Genomic DNA, 15,118 nt, shown 5'->3' with positions numbered 1-15,118 from the left:
ACGGGCGGGCCGCTGCGCTGCCGCGGCCGGCTGTCCCGCCGCGCGCGGGACGGGCACCGGGTGACGGAGCGGCCTCGGCGTGCGGAGTGTCACAGGGAGCGGTCTGCGTCATCGTGCGGCTGTCCCTTCGAGTGCGGGGTCAGTGGTGCGTACGGGGATGTCGGGGCCGGACAGCAGGGTGAGGTCCGGCTTGACCTGTTCGCGTTCGGTGACGAACTGGACGGACGGGTCCGGCACGCCCGGTGCGTTGACGAACGAGACGAACCGGGCGAGCTTCTCCGGGTCGGCGAGGGTCGCCGCCCACTCGTCCTCGTAGCTCGCCACGTGGCCGGCCATCAGCGCCTCCAACTCGTCGCACAGGCCGAGCGAATCGTGCACTACGACGTCCCTGACGTGGCCGAGTCCGCCCTCGATGCGCTCCAGCCAGGCGGACGTGCGCTCCAGCCGGTCCGCGGTGCGGATGTAGAACATCAGGAAGCGGTCCGTCAGGCGTACGAGTTCGCTGTCGCTCAGGTCCTGCGCCAGCAGGTCCGCGTGGCGCGGCGTCGCGCCCCCGTTGCCGCCGACGTAGAGGTTCCAGCCGGACGCGGTGGCGATGATTCCGAAGTCCTTGCTCATCGCCTCGGCGCACTCGCGCGCGCACCCCGAGACAGCGGACTTGAGCTTGTGCGGGGAGCGCAGGCCCCGGTAGCGCAGCTCCAGTTCGACGGCCATGCGGACGCTGTCCTGTACGCCGTAGCGGCACCAGGTGCTGCCCACGCAGGACTTGACCGTCCGCAGCGCCTTCCCGTACGCGTGGCCGGACTCGAAGCCCGCCTCGACGAGGCGCGCCCAGATGCCGGGCAGCTGATCGACGCGTGCGCCGAACATGTCGATGCGCTGCCCGCCGGTGATCTTCGTGTAGAGGCCGTAGTCGCGTGCGACCTCGCCCACGGTGATCAGTTTCTCGGGCGTGATCTCGCCGCCGGGCACGCGGGGCACGACCGAATACGAGCCGTTGCGCTGGAGGTTGGCGAGGAAGTGGTCGTTGGTGTCCTGCAGCGCGGCCTGCTCCCCGTCCAGGACGTGGCCCTCGGCGCCGATGGCCGGGGCCAGGGAGGCGATGATCGAGGCGACCGCGGGTTTGCAGACCTCGCATCCGTCGCCCTGGCGGGCCTCCTCGCGGCCGTGCGTGTCGAGCAGCGCGCCGAAGGTCGTCAGCCGCAGCGTCCGCACGATCTCGTACAGCTCGGCGCGCGTGCGGGCGAAACAGCCGCACAGGCCGGAGTCGACGCTGACGCCGTTGACCTCCAGTTCGGCGTCGACGACCTGCCCGAGGACCTTCAGGCAGCTGCCGCAGCCCGTGCCCGCTTTGGTGCACTTCTTCACGGCGGCCACGTCCGTGCAGCCGAGGTCGCTCACGGCGGCCCGGACAGACCCCTTGTCGACGTGGTGACAGTTGCAGACGATCGCGCCGTCGGGCAGCGCTGCGGGGCCGAGGCCCCTCCCCGGGGCGTCCGCGCCGGCGGGCAGGATCAGCGACTCGGGCGGTACGGGCGGCACCGAGCCGGTGAGAGAACGCAGCGTTCCGTACTCTTCCGCGTCGCCGACGAGAACACCGCCGAGCAGCGTCCCGTCCGGTGCGACGACGAGCTTCTTGTACACGCCGGCGCGCGAGTCCGAGTAGACGACGTCCATGGAGCCCTCCGCCGTGCCGTGCGCGTCTCCGAAGGAGGCGACGCCGACACCGAGGAGTTTCAGCTTCGTCGAGGTGTCCGCGCCGCTGAACGTGCGCGGTGCGCCGTCCGGCGCTGACGGGCCGTGCCCCGCGAACCGTTCCGCCACCGCGTCGGCGGCGCACTCGGCCATCTCGTAGCCGGGTGCGACCAGCCCGTAGACGTTCCCGTCGGCGGCCCTGGCGCATTCGCCGATGGCGAAGACGTACGGATCGCTGGTCCGGCAGCGTGCGTCGACGGTGACGCCGCCTCTCTCGCCCACGGACAGTCCGCATGCGCGGGCGAGCTGGTCGCGGGGCCGTACTCCGGCGGCGAAGACCACCAGATCGGTCTCGACGCGCGAACCGTCGGACAGCGCCATCGACTTCACCACGCCGTGCTCGTCAGCGACTATCCGCTCGGCGGCCACGGCTGTGTGCACGCGGAGGCCCGTCTGTTCGACCGTGCGGCGCAGCACTCGTCCGCCGCCCGCGTCGACCTGGAGTGCCATCAGGCGGTCGCTGAACTCGACGACGCGGGTGTCCAGTCCGAGGCCGCGCAGCGCTCCGGCCGCCTCCAGCCCCAGCAGTCCGCCGCCGACGACCGCGCCCGTGCGGCACGGGCTCGCGGCGTACTCCTCGATGGCGAGGACGTCCTCGATGGTGCGGTAGACGAAGCACCCCGTGCTGTCCCGGCCGGGAACCGGAGGAAGGAACGGGAACGAGCCCGTGGCCATGACCAGGGCGTCGTAGGCGAGGGTGCCGCCCGACCGGGAGGTGACCGTCCGCCGCGCCAGGTCGATTCCGGCCGCCGGATCGCCGAGGTGCAGTTCGATGCCGTGGCGGGTGAAGAACCGCTCGTCGGCCAGGGCCAGTTCGGCAGGCGTCGTGCCGGAGAAGTACGAGGTGAGGCGGACGCGGTCGTAGGCGGGGCGCGGCTCCTCGCAGAGGACGACCACCCGTGCGCGCCGGGTGGTGCCCCGCTCGGCCAGTGCCTCCAGGAACCGCTGCCCGGCCATCCCGTGGCCGACCAGCACGATCGTGGGCCTGGCCGGGGCGGGCGCGGGCGGTACCGGTGTCGTCGGCAGCGTCATCAGCGGGCCTCCGTCGGGAGCGGGGTGAGCAGGTGCAGCAGGGATTCGGCGGGCAGCGCTCCGTCGTCCTCCCAGGTGCGGGTGAGGGTGCCGACCGCGCTGAGGTCGCCGAGGAGGACGGCGCCGACGAGCCGGTCGTCACGGACGACGGCCTTCCGGTAGATCCCGCGCGTGGCGTCCGCGAGGTGGACGACGTCGTCGTCCTCGCCGGGCTCCGGCTCGCCGAACGCCGCCAGATCGAGCGGCGGATGAGCCGGCCCGTCCGGTCCGGCCGCCGGTCCCTCCCGTACGCCGCCGAGCGTGAGCCGGGTCGGAGCGCGCGTGCCGTGGTACTCGGGGAGGGCGCCGTCCCCGCGGCCGCGTGACCCGGTGAGCGCGGCGCCGATCACGCGGGCGGCGGTGTCCGCCTGGTCCTGTGCCGGTCCGGCGAGGCCGTACAGGACGCCCCGATGCTCTGCGCAGTCACCGACGGCGTAGATGCGCGGGTCGCTCGTGCGCAGCCGGTCGTCGACCACGACTCCGCGGGCGACCTCCAGCCCGCCGGCACGGGCGAGGCCGACGCGGGGACGTACTCCGCAGGCGAGGACCACCCGGTCCGCGTCGAGGCGGTAGCCGTCGGACAGTTCGGCAGAGCGCACGGTGCGCGCCCTGCTCCGGCCGTGCGGCTTCGCGTGCAGTCCGCGCACGCGGCACTGCGTGTGCACCTCGACGCCCCACCGCTCCAGGTGCTGCTCCAGCAGCGCGGCGGCGCCCGCGTCGAGCTGCCGCTCCATGAGCCGCTCGCCCTGGTGGGCCAGGACGACGCGGGCGCCTCGGCGGGCGAGCGCGCGGGCCGCGGAGACGCCGAGCAGACCGCCCCCGACGACCACGGCACTCGACCCCGGCCGCACTTCACCGCGCAGGGCGAGGCAGTCTTCCATGGTCCTGAACGCACGTACTCCCTCCGGCAGTTCGTTTCCGCCGGGCCCGAACAGGCCGCGCAGGGGCGGGAGCACGGGGGCGGAGCCCGTGGCCAGTACCAGGGCGTCGTAGGGCAGTTCGCTGCCCTCGTCGCACACGACGCGTCGCTCTGCCCGGTCGACACGGACAGCGCGTACTCCGTGCATCCAGCGGACCGCCGCACGTGTGGGGAGTGCGATGACCTCCGGTCCGTACTGCCCGCCGAGCACTTCCGCGAGCAGCACCCTGTTGTAGGGGATGTGGGGCTCCTCGCCGACGACGGTGAGATCGAAGCGAGGGTCGAGCTGCTGTGCGATACGCGCACCGGCCATGCCGCTGCCGATCACCACCACGCGCTGCCGGAAGGTCATGGAGTGAGCGTCCTGTGCGGCTGTTACCCCTCCGCATCACGGCTGTTTCCCCGGCGGAACGCTGTGCTCATCGCACGGCCGGGGGCTCTGTGAGCGTCGCTCTGTCCGGACGAGTGCCGGGCCTCTGTCCGGCCGCAGCCGCCGCAGCCGCGTTCGCCGTTCCTGCGGAGCCGTACTCACTGAGCCGATGCCGGAACGGAACGTCGGGCAGCGCCTCCTCCGGGTACGGCATCCTGAAGCCATGTACGAGGAGTGGCGCTCGCAGCTGCCGGGCGCTGTCGTGTGGACGTACCGCGGCGCGCCTGACGGCGAGGGCCGCGTACTGCCCGACGGCTGCATGGACCTGCTGTGGTGGGACGGCGCGCTCGTCGTCGCGGGGCCTGACACGCGGGCGCACGTCCACTCGCCCCGGAGCCTCTCCCGCATCACCGGACTGAGGTTCGCGCCCGGTACCGGGCCGGCGGTCTTCGGCCTGCCCGCGTACGAACTGCGCGATCAGCGCGTGCCCCTCGACGCGTTGTGGCCCGAACGTGCCGTGCGGTCGCTCGAGGAGCGGGTCGCCGCTGCATCGGCGCCGGGACGCGCGCTGGAGCTCGTCTCGCGCGACAGGCTGCGGCAGAGTTCGACGGCCGGACCGTTGCCCCCGGCCGTCGTCGAACTGCTCGCGCGCGGCCGGGGCGTGGCGGACGTCGCACGCACCGCGGGGCTGAGCGAGCGGCAGCTGCACCGCCGCTGCCGGGACGCCTTCGGTTACGGACCCAAGACGCTGGCCCGAGTGCTGAGGCTGCAGCGCGCCCTCGGTATGGCGGACAGCGCCATGCCCCTTGGGGAGGTCGCTGCGGCGTCGGGCTACGCCGACCAGGCCCATCTCTCGCGTGAGTTCAGGGCGCTGGCCGGGATGCCGCCCGCCCGGCTGCTGAGCCTGCGCGACAGGTAGCCGGGGCGGGCGTCAGGAGAGCCGTGCGAAGAGGTCGACCTCGTTGCCGTCGGGGTCCGCCACCACGGCGTACCGCTGGCCCCATTCGGCGTCCCAGGGCGCCTTGCGCCCTTCGTGGCCCGCTCCGGTCAGAGCGGCGTACTGCCCGTCGACGTCGGCCGGGGAGTCGCAGAGGAACGCGAGGCCGAGGCGGCCGCTGCCGCGGGGCCCGGGCTGCCAGTTGGAGTTGAAGGAGCGGATCGTCTCGTCGGTGTCCCAGGCGATGCGCAGCCCGCCCGGCAGCGCCGCCTCGACGTGCGGCAGGCCGTCTGCTTCGGCCGGGATCTCCAGGCCGAGCCGGCGGTAGAAGGCGAGGGAGGCGGCCATGTCCGCCGTGACGATGCCGATGAGGTCGAAGCGTGGAGTCATGCCCCTCACGCTAGGCCGCCCCGTGCCTCCGGTCTTGAACGAATCGGACGCGGTGGCCCGTGGGCGGGATGCGCCGCAATGGGCAGCAGCACCACAGCTGTGGCCTGCGCAGTGGTCTCCGCCTCCAGGTTGCTTCCGGTTGTGCAACGTTGCGGGTCCCGACGGCAGGCGGACTCTTCCCTTCCGGCCTACTGCTCGCCACTATTCGCCGCACGAGCCGGACAGGCAGGGCCGTAAGGCGCAGCCCTGCGGGAACCGGCGGCACGGAGAGCGAGCGAGGTGGACATGGCCAGCAATGCGGACACCGGCCCGGGCACGGGGCAGGAGGCGGAAGCGGACCACGGGAAGGACCCGGGCCGGGGCGGGGACGCGGGGAGCCAGGACGAGACGCTCCTCGCGAGGACGGCGCTGCGCTTCACCGCCTTCACTGAAAAGTGGCTCCCGGACGCTTTCGGGTTCGTACTCGTCGGCACGTTCCTGATCTTCGCGCTGGGGCTGTCGACGGGGGAGCGTCCCACTGCCCTCGTCGACGCGTGGGGCAAGGGCTTCTGGTCGCTGATCGAGTTCACCCTGCAGATGGCGATGATCATCATCGGGGGGTACGCGGTCGCGGTCTCCGCCCCCGTGGCGCGGCTGATCACGCGGCTGGCCCGTATCCCGAAGTCACCACGGGCCGCCATCGCCTTCACCGCCGGTGTCGCGATGGTCAGCTCCTACCTCAACTGGGCGTTCAGCCTCGTGTTCACCGCCATCCTGGCCAAGGAGATCGCCCGCGTCGTCCGCGGCGTCGACTACAGGGCGGTGGGCGCCATGGCGTTCCTGGGGCTCGGGACGGTCTGGGCACAGGGGCTGTCCGGTTCGGCGGCCCTCCAGGTGGCGAGCACCGTCTCCAGCCCCGCGCCCGTGCAGGACGTCATCGCTGAAGGACGGGACGGGGAGAAGGTCATACCGCTCACCGACACGATCTTCACCTGGCAGAGCCTCACCGCGACAGCCGTCGTCTTCGTCGTCGCACTGGCCATGGCCTGGTTCCTCGCCCCGACGCCCGCACGCGCGAAGACCGCACAGGACCTCGGCATCGAGCTGCGTCCCCTCGTGGACGAACACGCGCAGGAGGTGCGGCGGTCGAGGCCGGGGGACTGGCTGGAGAGCAGCCCCGTCTTCACCGTCCTGATCGGGCTGCTCGGACTCTGGTACCTCGTGCGGCACTTCGCCTCCGCGGAGGGGAACCCGGTCGCGGCGCTCGACCTGAACACCGTCAACCTGATCCTGCTGCTGCTCGCGCTGTGCCTCCACTGGCGTCCCATACGGATGGTGGACGCGGTCCGGCGCGGCGCTCCCGCAGCGTCCGGTGTGCTGCTCCAGTTCCCGCTCTACGGCGGGATCTTCGGCATGATCGCGTTCACCGGGGTCTCGAAGCAGGTGGCGAGCTGGCTGGTCAGCGTCTCCAACGAGGTGCTCTTCGCGCCGCTCATCGCGGTGTACTCGGCCGTACTGGGCGTCTTCGTGCCCAGCGGCGGCAGCAAGTGGGTCATCGAAGCGCCCTACGTGATCGACGCGGCGAACCAACTGCACGTCAACCAGGGGTGGATGGTCGTCGTCTACGACCTGGGCGAGGCGTCGGCGAACCTGCTGCAGCCGTTCTGGATGCTGCCGACGCTGGCGATCCTGGGACTGAAGGCGCGGGACATCATGGGATACACGTTCGCGATGTTCCTGGCCTGCTTCCCGGCGGTCCTCGTGGTCGTGACCGTCTTCGCGGGGACGCTGCCCTTCCCGTGAGGCGGACGGACGGGAGATGCCGCCCACGCGCACATGCCAGGGTGTGTCCATGAGCGACGAAGCCCGCATCCTGACCGTGCTGACCACGACCGACGACGAGGCGAAGGCACGCGAACTCGCCGCCGGCGCGATCCGGCAGCGCGTGGCCGCGTGCGCGCAGATCAGTGCGCCCGTCACCTCCGTCTACCGGTGGGAGGGCGAGGTGCAGAGCGATCCCGAGTGGCAGGTGCTGTTCAAGACGGGCGAGGCCCGCTACGACGACCTGGAGGCGTACATCCGCCAGGCGCACGACTACGACGTGCCCGAGATCATCGCGACGCGCGTGGTGCGCGGCGGCGCCGACTACCTGGCGTGGGTCGTGGAGGAGACGTCCGCCCCCGGTACGTGACCGCGGGGGCGGACGTCCCGTTCCGGCGGGCGTTCCGGCAGTACCGCTGCCGCGGATGTTCCGGCGCCTCCCCGCCGCCGCGGGCCTCCCCGCCGGGGCGCCTCAGCTCTGCTGCGCCGCGGCTTCGAGGTCCATCCACACGACCTCCCAGTGGTGCTCGTCGAGGTCGTAGAAGCTCCGCGAGTACATGAACCCGTAGTCCTGCGGGTCCCCGGCGGGGCGGCCGCCCGCGGCGAGCGCCTTGTCCGCCTGCTCGTCCACCTCGGCTCTCGATTCGGCGCTGAGCGCGATCATCGTCTCCGTGCTCGTCCGCGCGTCGGCGACCTCCTTCTTCGTGAACGACTTGAAGAAGGGCTCCAGGAGCAGCATGGCGAAGATGTCGTCACTGATCACGAGGCAGATGGCGTTGTCGTCGCTGAACTGCGGGTCGAAGGAGTAGCCGAGCTGCGTGAAGAAGTCCCTGGACTTCGCGAGGTCCTGCACCGGGAGGTTCACGAAGATCTTCGTCGACATGGCTGGTATGCCTTTCTCTCGAGTGACGCCGTTCTTCTGCCGGATGGGCCCCGATCGCCGTGCTTCGAGGTTCATCTGCTGTGAAGTGAGACCGGGACGCGGGCGGTAACTCATCGGTCCGGCCGGAGAACCGGGGATTCCCGCGCGCTGCCGCTCCGGCGCCTCCCGATGCCTCTCAGGACCCCGGGGTACGCAGCAGCAGCAGCGTGACGAAGCCGAGTACGCCCCTGTAGCCGCGCAGCCAGCCGTCCCGGTGCGCTGCCGCCGTCTCGTGTGCTGTGGAGCTTCCGGGGTCGCCGGGGTGGTCAAGGGCCCAGCGGGAGAGCGAACCCGTCCACGACCACTCGTAGTCGTCCCACTCCCCGGCCGTACTGACGTGCCCGTACACAGGCGTCCACCCGGCTGCTGTGACACGGTCGACTGTCGTGGCGAGATCGTCGAACTCCTCGGGAGAGGCGTCGAGCGCGGCGAGCGCCGCGGGGGTGGGCCCCGTCTCCCAGAAGCCCTCGCCGACGAGGACGCAGCCGTCCGCGGCGAGGTGCTCCCGCGCGGACTCGAGAGCGGGCAGCAGACCTCCGAGCGCGTGCGTGGAGCCCACGCAGAGAACCAGGTCGAAGCGGCGCTGCGCCGTGAACTGTGCGGCGTCCTGCTCGTGCAGCACCAGCCGGTCCCCGAGCGCAGCAGCAGCGGAGGCTTCGCGGGCCCTGGCGAGTGCGGACGGTGAGAGGTCGACGCCGTCGGCCTGTGCCTCGGGACGTCCGGACAGTGCGCGGACCAGCCATGCACCTTCGCCGCACCCGAGGTCGAGCAACCGCTCGTCCCCGCGCGGCAGGGCACGGTCCAGGACGCGTTGCACTGTCGTGTCGCTGAGCGGGGCAGCGATGGGGTGGTTCTGGTGGGCGAGAGTGCTGAGTTGCCGACGGTCCATGGCGTGCAGTCTGTCGGGGGCGATGCCGCGCGTCGCGTGAATTTCGGCGTGCCTGCAACCCGCTGCCCGCCGTGTCACCGACCGCCGCTGCTCGGCTCCGCACGGCTTGCGTCGGCCAACGCCCGCTCCACGCCGGGCTCGTGCGGGCCGAGGAAGTGCGGATCGGGCGTCAGCGCGGCGTCGAAGGCGGCCTTCGCGGCGCTCGGAATCTCGCGAACTCCGCCCGCGTACCAGGTGGCGTCGCGCGGTTCCGGCACCGCGACGCCGTACGGATCGATCCCCGCCGCGGCGCACAGGGCGACGGCACGCCGGATGTGGAAGTCCTGGCTCACCAGCAGTGCTTTCCTGACTCCGAAGACGCGGGCCGCACGCGTGCACGAGTCCCACGTGTCGAATCCCGCGTAGTCGGCCACGATGCGGTCGGCGGGCACACCGCGCGCCGAGAGATATCGGCGCATCGCGTCCGGCTCGTCGTACTCCTCGCGGCTGTTGTCGCCCGAGACGAGCACTGCCCGGACCTTGCCGCGCTCGTACAGTTCGACGGCGCTGTCGAGTCTGTGCGCGAGATACGGCGAGGGCTCCCCGTCCCAGAGTCCGGCGCCGAAGACGAGCGCCACGGGAGCGCGGGGCGCGTGTGACACGTCCGTGTCCGGGGCGTCGGTGGAGACGTGCAGCCACGTGCTGGGCAGCAGGGCGAGAGCGCAGCACAGCATCAGCGCCTGCACAGTGCGCCGGCGAACGATCCAGTGTCTGACTCCGCGTCTGTCCGTGCGTCCACGCAGTGCGACTCGGTCGCGGTCGGGCGTTCCCTCGGGCATGACTGCTGCGACGCCGGGACACCGCCGCACGGTTGCGCTCCGGCTACGGGCGGCCCCTCACACGCCGGCTGACCGCCGGCAGGTTCACAGCCTCCCGGGGAAGATCACGGGGCCGCTGTTTCCAACCGCACCGCGCACACCTTGAACTCCGGCATCCGCGAGGCCGGATCGAGCGCGGGATTGGTGAGCGTGTTGGCCCGGCCTTCGCCGTGCCAGTGGAACGGCATGAAGACGGTGTCCGGTCGGATGTCCCGTGTGACGCGTGCCGGTGCCACCGCGCGTCCACGCCGGGAGACCACCGCGACCCGGTCTCCGTCCAAGACGCCCAGTTGTCCGGCCAGTTGCGGATGCAGTTCGACGAAAGGACCGGGAGCGGCGCTATTGAGTTCGGGCACCCGGCGCGTCTGTGCACCCGACTGGTACTGGGCCAGCACCCGGCCGGTCGTCAGGAGCAGCGGGTACTGCGCGTCCGTCTCCTCCGCTGCCGGGCGGTGGAGTGCGGCGAAGAAGCGGGCCCGGCCGTCCGGTGTGGCGAAACGGTCGAGGAAGAGCCGGGGCGTGCCGGGATGACGTACGTCCGCTGGGCCGCGCTCACCGTCTCCCGTGTCGGACTCACCGTCTCCCGCGTCGGACCGGCGGGTCCGGGCCCGGCCCTGGAGGCCGGTTCCGGTGCCCTCGATCCTGTGGCCGCCGCGGCGGTGGGGGTCCGGCTCTTGCGGGCAAGGCCAGAAGACGCCGTCCTCCTCCGCCAGGCGGGCGTAGGTGATGCCCGAGTAGTCGGCGGGACCGCCCGCTGAGGCGCGGCACAGCTCGCCGAAGACCTCTTCCGCCTCGGACGGGAAGCCCTTCTCCCAACCGAGGCGTGCGGCCAGCCCGTTGAGCACCTCCAGGTCGCTGCGGACGCCCGCCTGCGGCTCGCACGCTTTGCGGCGCAGCAGAACGCGGCCCTCCAGGCTGGTCGTGGTGCCCGTCTCCTCCGCCCACTGCGTGACCGGCAGGACGACGTCGGCGAGCTGAGCGGTCTCCGAGAGGACCACGTCGCACACGGCGAGGAAGTCCAGTGCACGCAGCCGTTCCTCCACGTGCGCGGCGCGCGGTGCGGAGACGGCGGGGTTCGACCCCATCAGCAGCAGCGCACGGACATCGCCGCCGAGCGCGTCCAGCAGCTCGTACGCGCTGCGTCCGGGACGGGGGAGCACGCCGGGGTCGACGCCCCACACCCGCGCCACGTGTGCACGGTCCGCAGGGTCGTCCAGCTTGCGGTAGCCGGGCAACTGGTCGGCCTTCTGCCCGTGTTCCCGCCCGCCCTGGCCGTTGCCCTGTCCCGTCAGGCAGCCGTATCCGGACAGTGGCCGCCCGGCGCGGCCTGTGGCCAGGCACAGGTTGATCCACGCACTGACCGTGTCGGTGCCCTTCGACTGCTGTTCCGGGCCGCGGGCAGTGAGCACCATCGCGCTGTCCGCGTCGCTGAACAACCGGACTGCCTCGCGCAGCTCCGGGACGGGGACACCGGTGACGCGCTCGACCTGTTCCGGCCAGTGCGCCATCGCTGTGCGACGCGCCTCCTCCCAGCCGCTGGTACGCGTGCTGATGAACTCCTCGTCCAGCCTGCCCTCGGCGACGACCAGGTGGAGCAAGCCGAGCGCCAGCGCCAGATCGGTGCCCGGGCGGAGAGCGAGATGGAGGTCAGCCTGCTGCGCGGTACGGGTCCGCCGCGGATCGACGACGATCAATCTGCCGCCGTTCTCCTTCAGTTCGGTCAGATACCGCAGGGCGGGCGGCATGGTCTCCGCCATGTTCGAGCCGACGAGCACGACGCAGCCTGTACGCGCGACGTCCGAGAGGGGGAAGGGCAGGCCCCGGTCGAGCCCGAACGCCCTGGTCGCGGCCGCCGCCGCGGAGGACATGCAGAAGCGTCCGTTGTAGTCGATCTGGGAGGTGCCCAGCACCAGCCGGGCGAACTTGCCCAGGGAGTACGCCTTCTCGTTGGTGAGCCCGCCGCCCCCGAAGACGCCCACCGCGTCGCTGCCCCGTGCCCTGCGCACGCGCTCCAGCGCCGAAGCGGTCGCGTCGAGGGCCTCCTCCCATGTGGCGGGCTCCAGAAGCCCGGAGGAGGCACTGCGCACGAGCGGCTCGGTCAGTCGCACACCGGGCTTCAGGAGGGCATGCGCTGTCCGGCCCTTACCGCACAGGGCGCCGCGGTTCACGGGGAAGCCGGGCCGTTCGACGACCTCGACGGGCGCCCCCGCCGCGTGCGTGCCGGGCCCCGCCCCCGTGCCTCCGGCGGCTCCGCTCTCGTCCTCCCGCGCCGGGGAACCGGCCGGAACGGGGCGGAGGGACATGCCGCACTGGAGCGCGCAGTACGGGCAGTGCGTTTCGGTCCCGGTCCCGGTCTTGGTCCCGGTCCCGGCACCGGCTGCCGTGGGGACGTCTGCGGAGGTCACGTGCATGGGCTCAGCGTCGTGTGCGTCTGTTACGTGCGGCCTCCGCCCGCGTTACGCACCGGGCAACCAGCCCTCAGCGCGTCCTCCGCCCGCCGGTGAGGTGCCCGGTGTGAGCCGGACGCAACGAGATGTGGCGACGGAGGCAACGCCACGGCAACACCCCGTGGCCAGACTCCAGCCATGACGGTGTCGCTCCTGGAACCACGTCCCTTTCCCGCCCCCGCCCGCACGGCGGCGTCATGACGCTCGACAGTTCGGCGCAGCTCATGGCCCGTCTCACCGCGCAGCTCCGCACGCAGCTCCTGTCCGTCCGCGCACCCCACCAGCCGCGAGTCACGCCGGAGCCGCCGTCCGGCGTCCCGGTCCTGGTGGCCGCCGTCCACGGCTCCCGTGACCCCGAGGCGGCACGCACTGTCGAGGCGCTGCTCGCTTCCGTACGCGCGATGCGTCCGGAACTGCGCGTCGTCCCCGGGTACATCGAGCTGAACGAACCGTCGCTCTCCGGCGTACTCGCGGCTCTCCCCGCGGGGCAGCCGGCCGTCGTCGTGCCGTTGCTCTTCGGACGCGGGCACCACGTCGACCACGACCTTCCGCGGGTGCTGGCGGACGCGCCCCACGTCGGCGCGCGTGCCGCACAGCCGCTCGGTCCCCATCCGCTGCTGGCGGCCGCCCTGTACGACAGGCTGCTGGAGGCGGGATGGCCGGGCACGGCGGCCGACGCCAGCCGGGGTGCACGGCGGCACGACCGTCTCTCCCCGTGCGGCCCGGAGCGGCTCGCCGTCGTACTGGCCGCGGCGGGCTCCCGCTGTCCCGCCGCTGCCGAGGCCACCGAGCGCACCGCGTGGCAGCTGCGCCGGCGCCTCGGCGGCGACGTGCCCGTGGTCGCGGCGTACGCCTCCGCCGCGCGTCCCTCGGTGGGCGAGGCCGTACGGGCGCTGCGGGCGGGCGGGCACTCGCGGGTCGCCGTCGCGTCGTGCTTCGTCGCTCCGGGGCACTTCGCCGCCGCGTGCGCGTCCCGGTCCGGCTGGATCAGCTCCGCGCCGATCGGCGACCACCCCGCGCTGGTGAGGCTCGTACTGCACCGCTACGACGAGGCGCGTGCGGCGCTCCCCGCCGACTCTGCCGGACGCGTGCTCTCCCGGGCTCCGCACGGCACCCGGTCCGCTCCGGCCGGCGCCGTGGCACCCGCGGAGTGAACGGTGGGACGCCGCCCCGGCCTGCGGAGACAGAGCGGTGGCGGCCCCGGTGGTCGGAGCGTCCCCAGTGGTTCCGCTCATACGCTCATAGGGCCGCAGCGCCCTGGTGCCGTTACGGTCGGCGTATGCACGGCACGTACGAAGCAGAAGCCCCCGGCGGCGGCACCGGCCCCTACACGATGTCCGACATCGAACGCTGGGCGCCGGAACCCGACAAACGGCCGGGGCGCACCGCCTTCCAGCGTGACCGTGCACGGGTGCTGCACTCCGCCGCGCTGCGCCGGCTGGCGGGCAAGACCCAGGTGGTGGCCCCCGGGTCCAGCGCTCAGGCATGGGACGCGAGCCCCCGCACCCGGCTCACCCACTCCCTCGAATGCGCCCAGGTGGGACGCGAGTTGGGAGCGGCGCTGGGGTGCGACCCCGACCTGGTGGAGACCGCGTGCCTGGCGCACGACCTGGGTCATCCGCCGTTCGGGCACAACGGCGAACGCGTGCTCAGCGAGATCGCCGAGCCGTGCGGAGGGTTCGAGGGGAACGCGCAGTCCCTGCGGCTGCTCGCGCGGCTCGAACCCAAGCGATTCCTGGAGGCCGGGCCCGGCCCCGAGGACGACCCGGGAAGCGTCCCGCAGCCCGTCCCCGTGGGCCTCAACCTCACCCGGGCGGCACTGGACGCGGCGACGAAGTACCCGTGGACGCGCGGCGGCCACCCCACCGACCCCTCGTCGCCCAAGTTCGGCGTCTACCCGGACGACCTGCCGGTCTTCCAGTGGTTCCGCGAAGGCGCACCGGCGGAGCGCAAGTGCTTCGAGGCGCAGGTCATGGACTGGTCGGACGACGTCGCGTACTCCGTCCACGACGTGGAGGACGGACTGCACGCCGGTCACCTGGACCCCAACATGCTGCTGGCCGAGCCCGAGAGGCGCGAGGTATTCGCCGTCGCGGCGGCCCGCTACGCCCCCGACGCCGGTCACGGTGAACTGGCCGAGGCCCTGGACAGGTTGCTGGAGCAGGAGTGGTGGCCGCACGGCTACGACGGATCGGCCGTCGCACAGGCCAGGCTCAAGGACGCGACGAGCCAGCTGATCGGCCGGTTCTGCCTCGCCGCCGAGGGCGCGACCCGGGCCGCCTACGGGACGGGGAGGCTGACCCGCTACGCGGCGGAACTCGTCGTCCCCCGTGCCGTCCGGCTGGAGTGCGCGGTGCTCAAGGCGGTCGCCGACTGCTACGTGCTGCAGCGTCCCGATCTGGAACGTCTGCGGGCCGACCAGCGCGTCGTGCTGAACGAGCTCGCCACGGCACTGATCGCCCGTGCGCCCGACGGCCTCGACCCGCAGTTCCGTGCACTGTTCGGGGACGCCGACAGTGACACGGCACGCCTGCGCGTGGTCGTCGACCAGATCGCCGCACTGACCGATGTCTCGGCCCGTTCACTGCACGCGCGTCTGACCCGCGACCAGTAGGACCGGGGGCGGGAGGGATGCGGGCAAAGGAGCGCTCGGCCGGCGGCGCGCACAGGCAGAAACGGCAGGTGCCACCAGGTGCCGCGCCACGCCGCCGTCCGGGGCCTCTTCCCGCTGCACGTCCGATGCGGGACGCTCACTCAGGAC

Annotated in this window: 12 protein-coding genes; 5 read left to right on the top strand and 7 right to left on the bottom strand. The window is 72.4% G+C overall.

The features are described 5' to 3' along the window. Positions 1-108 precede the first annotated feature (108 nt). A complete protein-coding gene (nirB, locus tag H181DRAFT_RS06535) occupies positions 109-2,787 on the bottom strand; it encodes a nitrite reductase large subunit NirB (RefSeq protein WP_045863272.1) in 2,679 nt (892 codons plus the stop codon). Next, complete coding sequence (locus H181DRAFT_RS06530; protein WP_045863271.1) at positions 2,787-4,097, bottom strand: NAD(P)/FAD-dependent oxidoreductase; 1,311 nt, start codon at positions 4,095-4,097, stop codon at positions 2,787-2,789. Before H181DRAFT_RS06530 ends, nirB begins: the two co-directional genes overlap by 1 nt. Before the next feature lie 241 nt (positions 4,098-4,338). Here H181DRAFT_RS06530 and H181DRAFT_RS06525 point away from each other — a divergent pair, with 241 nt between their 5' ends. Then, complete coding sequence (locus tag H181DRAFT_RS06525) at positions 4,339-5,034, top strand: helix-turn-helix transcriptional regulator (RefSeq protein ID WP_045863509.1); 696 nt, start codon at positions 4,339-4,341, stop codon at positions 5,032-5,034. A 12-nt stretch (positions 5,035-5,046) separates the two neighbouring features. Here the strand turns inward: H181DRAFT_RS06525 and H181DRAFT_RS06520 are convergent, their stop codons facing one another. After that, positions 5,047-5,442, bottom strand: a complete 396-nt coding sequence (locus tag H181DRAFT_RS06520; RefSeq protein WP_045863270.1) for a VOC family protein — start codon at positions 5,440-5,442, stop codon at positions 5,047-5,049. Positions 5,443-5,727: 285 nt separating this feature from the next. Here H181DRAFT_RS06520 and H181DRAFT_RS06515 point away from each other — a divergent pair, with 285 nt between their 5' ends. Then, positions 5,728-7,224 carry a short-chain fatty acid transporter gene (locus tag H181DRAFT_RS06515; RefSeq protein ID WP_074467764.1) on the top strand — a complete coding sequence of 499 codons (1,497 nt, stop codon included), beginning with the start codon at positions 5,728-5,730 and terminating at the stop codon, positions 7,222-7,224. Positions 7,225-7,273: 49 nt separating this feature from the next. Next, on the top strand, positions 7,274-7,612 hold the full coding sequence (cutA, locus tag H181DRAFT_RS06510; protein ID WP_045863269.1) for a divalent-cation tolerance protein CutA: 339 nt from the start codon (positions 7,274-7,276) through the stop codon (positions 7,610-7,612). Positions 7,613-7,714: 102 nt separating this feature from the next. Here cutA and H181DRAFT_RS06505 read toward each other — a convergent pair whose 3' ends face one another. The 4 genes from H181DRAFT_RS06505 to H181DRAFT_RS06490 form a co-directional block, all read right to left on the bottom strand. Next, entirely contained in the window at positions 7,715-8,125 is a 411-nt protein-coding gene (locus H181DRAFT_RS06505; protein ID WP_045863268.1) for a VOC family protein, read from the bottom strand. A gap of 175 nt (positions 8,126-8,300) precedes the next feature. Continuing rightward, positions 8,301-9,053, bottom strand: a complete 753-nt coding sequence (locus tag H181DRAFT_RS06500) for an SAM-dependent methyltransferase (RefSeq protein WP_045863267.1) — start codon at positions 9,051-9,053, stop codon at positions 8,301-8,303. A 74-nt stretch (positions 9,054-9,127) separates the two neighbouring features. Next, a complete protein-coding gene (locus H181DRAFT_RS06495; RefSeq protein ID WP_254666731.1) occupies positions 9,128-9,871 on the bottom strand; it encodes a SanA/YdcF family protein in 744 nt (247 codons plus the stop codon). Between the two features lie 104 nt (positions 9,872-9,975). Then, on the bottom strand, positions 9,976-12,213 hold the full coding sequence (locus tag H181DRAFT_RS06490; protein WP_045863506.1) for a molybdopterin oxidoreductase family protein: 2,238 nt from the start codon (positions 12,211-12,213) through the stop codon (positions 9,976-9,978). 341 nt (positions 12,214-12,554) lie between these two features. Between H181DRAFT_RS06490 and H181DRAFT_RS06485 the strand changes: the two genes are divergently transcribed. Both H181DRAFT_RS06485 and H181DRAFT_RS06480 read left to right on the top strand, forming a co-directional pair. Then, positions 12,555-13,511: a sirohydrochlorin chelatase gene (locus H181DRAFT_RS06485; protein WP_074467737.1), complete on the top strand. Its 957-nt coding sequence runs from the start codon at positions 12,555-12,557 to the stop codon at positions 13,509-13,511. A 179-nt stretch (positions 13,512-13,690) separates the two neighbouring features. Then, positions 13,691-14,971, top strand: a complete 1,281-nt coding sequence (locus tag H181DRAFT_RS06480) for a deoxyguanosinetriphosphate triphosphohydrolase (RefSeq protein ID WP_254666752.1) — start codon at positions 13,691-13,693, stop codon at positions 14,969-14,971. Positions 14,972-15,118: the final 147 nt, after the last annotated feature.

This window comes from Streptomyces sp. WMMB 714 (assembly GCF_900090125.1).
In the GTDB taxonomy this organism is placed as follows: Bacteria; Actinomycetota; Actinomycetes; order Streptomycetales; family Streptomycetaceae; genus Streptomyces; species Streptomyces daqingensis.
Note: the sequence above shows the minus strand (reverse complement) of the source record. Positions and strands in the feature narration are given on the sequence as shown.

Bases quoted from the DNA above. Each gene is read 5' to 3' on its own strand.
- nirB (WP_045863272.1), bottom strand. From the start codon at position 2,787: ATGACGCTGCCGACGACACCGGTACCGCCCGCGCCCGCCCCGGCCAGG.
- H181DRAFT_RS06530 (WP_045863271.1), bottom strand. From the start codon at position 4,097: ATGACCTTCCGGCAGCGCGTGGTGGTGATCGGCAGCGGCATGGCCGGT.
- H181DRAFT_RS06525 (WP_045863509.1), top strand. From the start codon at position 4,339: ATGTACGAGGAGTGGCGCTCGCAGCTGCCGGGCGCTGTCGTGTGGACG.
- H181DRAFT_RS06520 (WP_045863270.1), bottom strand. From the start codon at position 5,442: ATGACTCCACGCTTCGACCTCATCGGCATCGTCACGGCGGACATGGCC.
- H181DRAFT_RS06515 (WP_074467764.1), top strand. From the start codon at position 5,728: ATGGCCAGCAATGCGGACACCGGCCCGGGCACGGGGCAGGAGGCGGAA.
- cutA (WP_045863269.1), top strand. From the start codon at position 7,274: ATGAGCGACGAAGCCCGCATCCTGACCGTGCTGACCACGACCGACGAC.
- H181DRAFT_RS06505 (WP_045863268.1), bottom strand. From the start codon at position 8,125: ATGTCGACGAAGATCTTCGTGAACCTCCCGGTGCAGGACCTCGCGAAG.
- H181DRAFT_RS06500 (WP_045863267.1), bottom strand. From the start codon at position 9,053: ATGGACCGTCGGCAACTCAGCACTCTCGCCCACCAGAACCACCCCATC.
- H181DRAFT_RS06495 (WP_254666731.1), bottom strand. From the start codon at position 9,871: ATGCCCGAGGGAACGCCCGACCGCGACCGAGTCGCACTGCGTGGACGC.
- H181DRAFT_RS06490 (WP_045863506.1), bottom strand. From the start codon at position 12,213: ATGTCCCTCCGCCCCGTTCCGGCCGGTTCCCCGGCGCGGGAGGACGAG.
- H181DRAFT_RS06485 (WP_074467737.1), top strand. From the start codon at position 12,555: ATGACGCTCGACAGTTCGGCGCAGCTCATGGCCCGTCTCACCGCGCAG.
- H181DRAFT_RS06480 (WP_254666752.1), top strand. From the start codon at position 13,691: ATGTCCGACATCGAACGCTGGGCGCCGGAACCCGACAAACGGCCGGGG.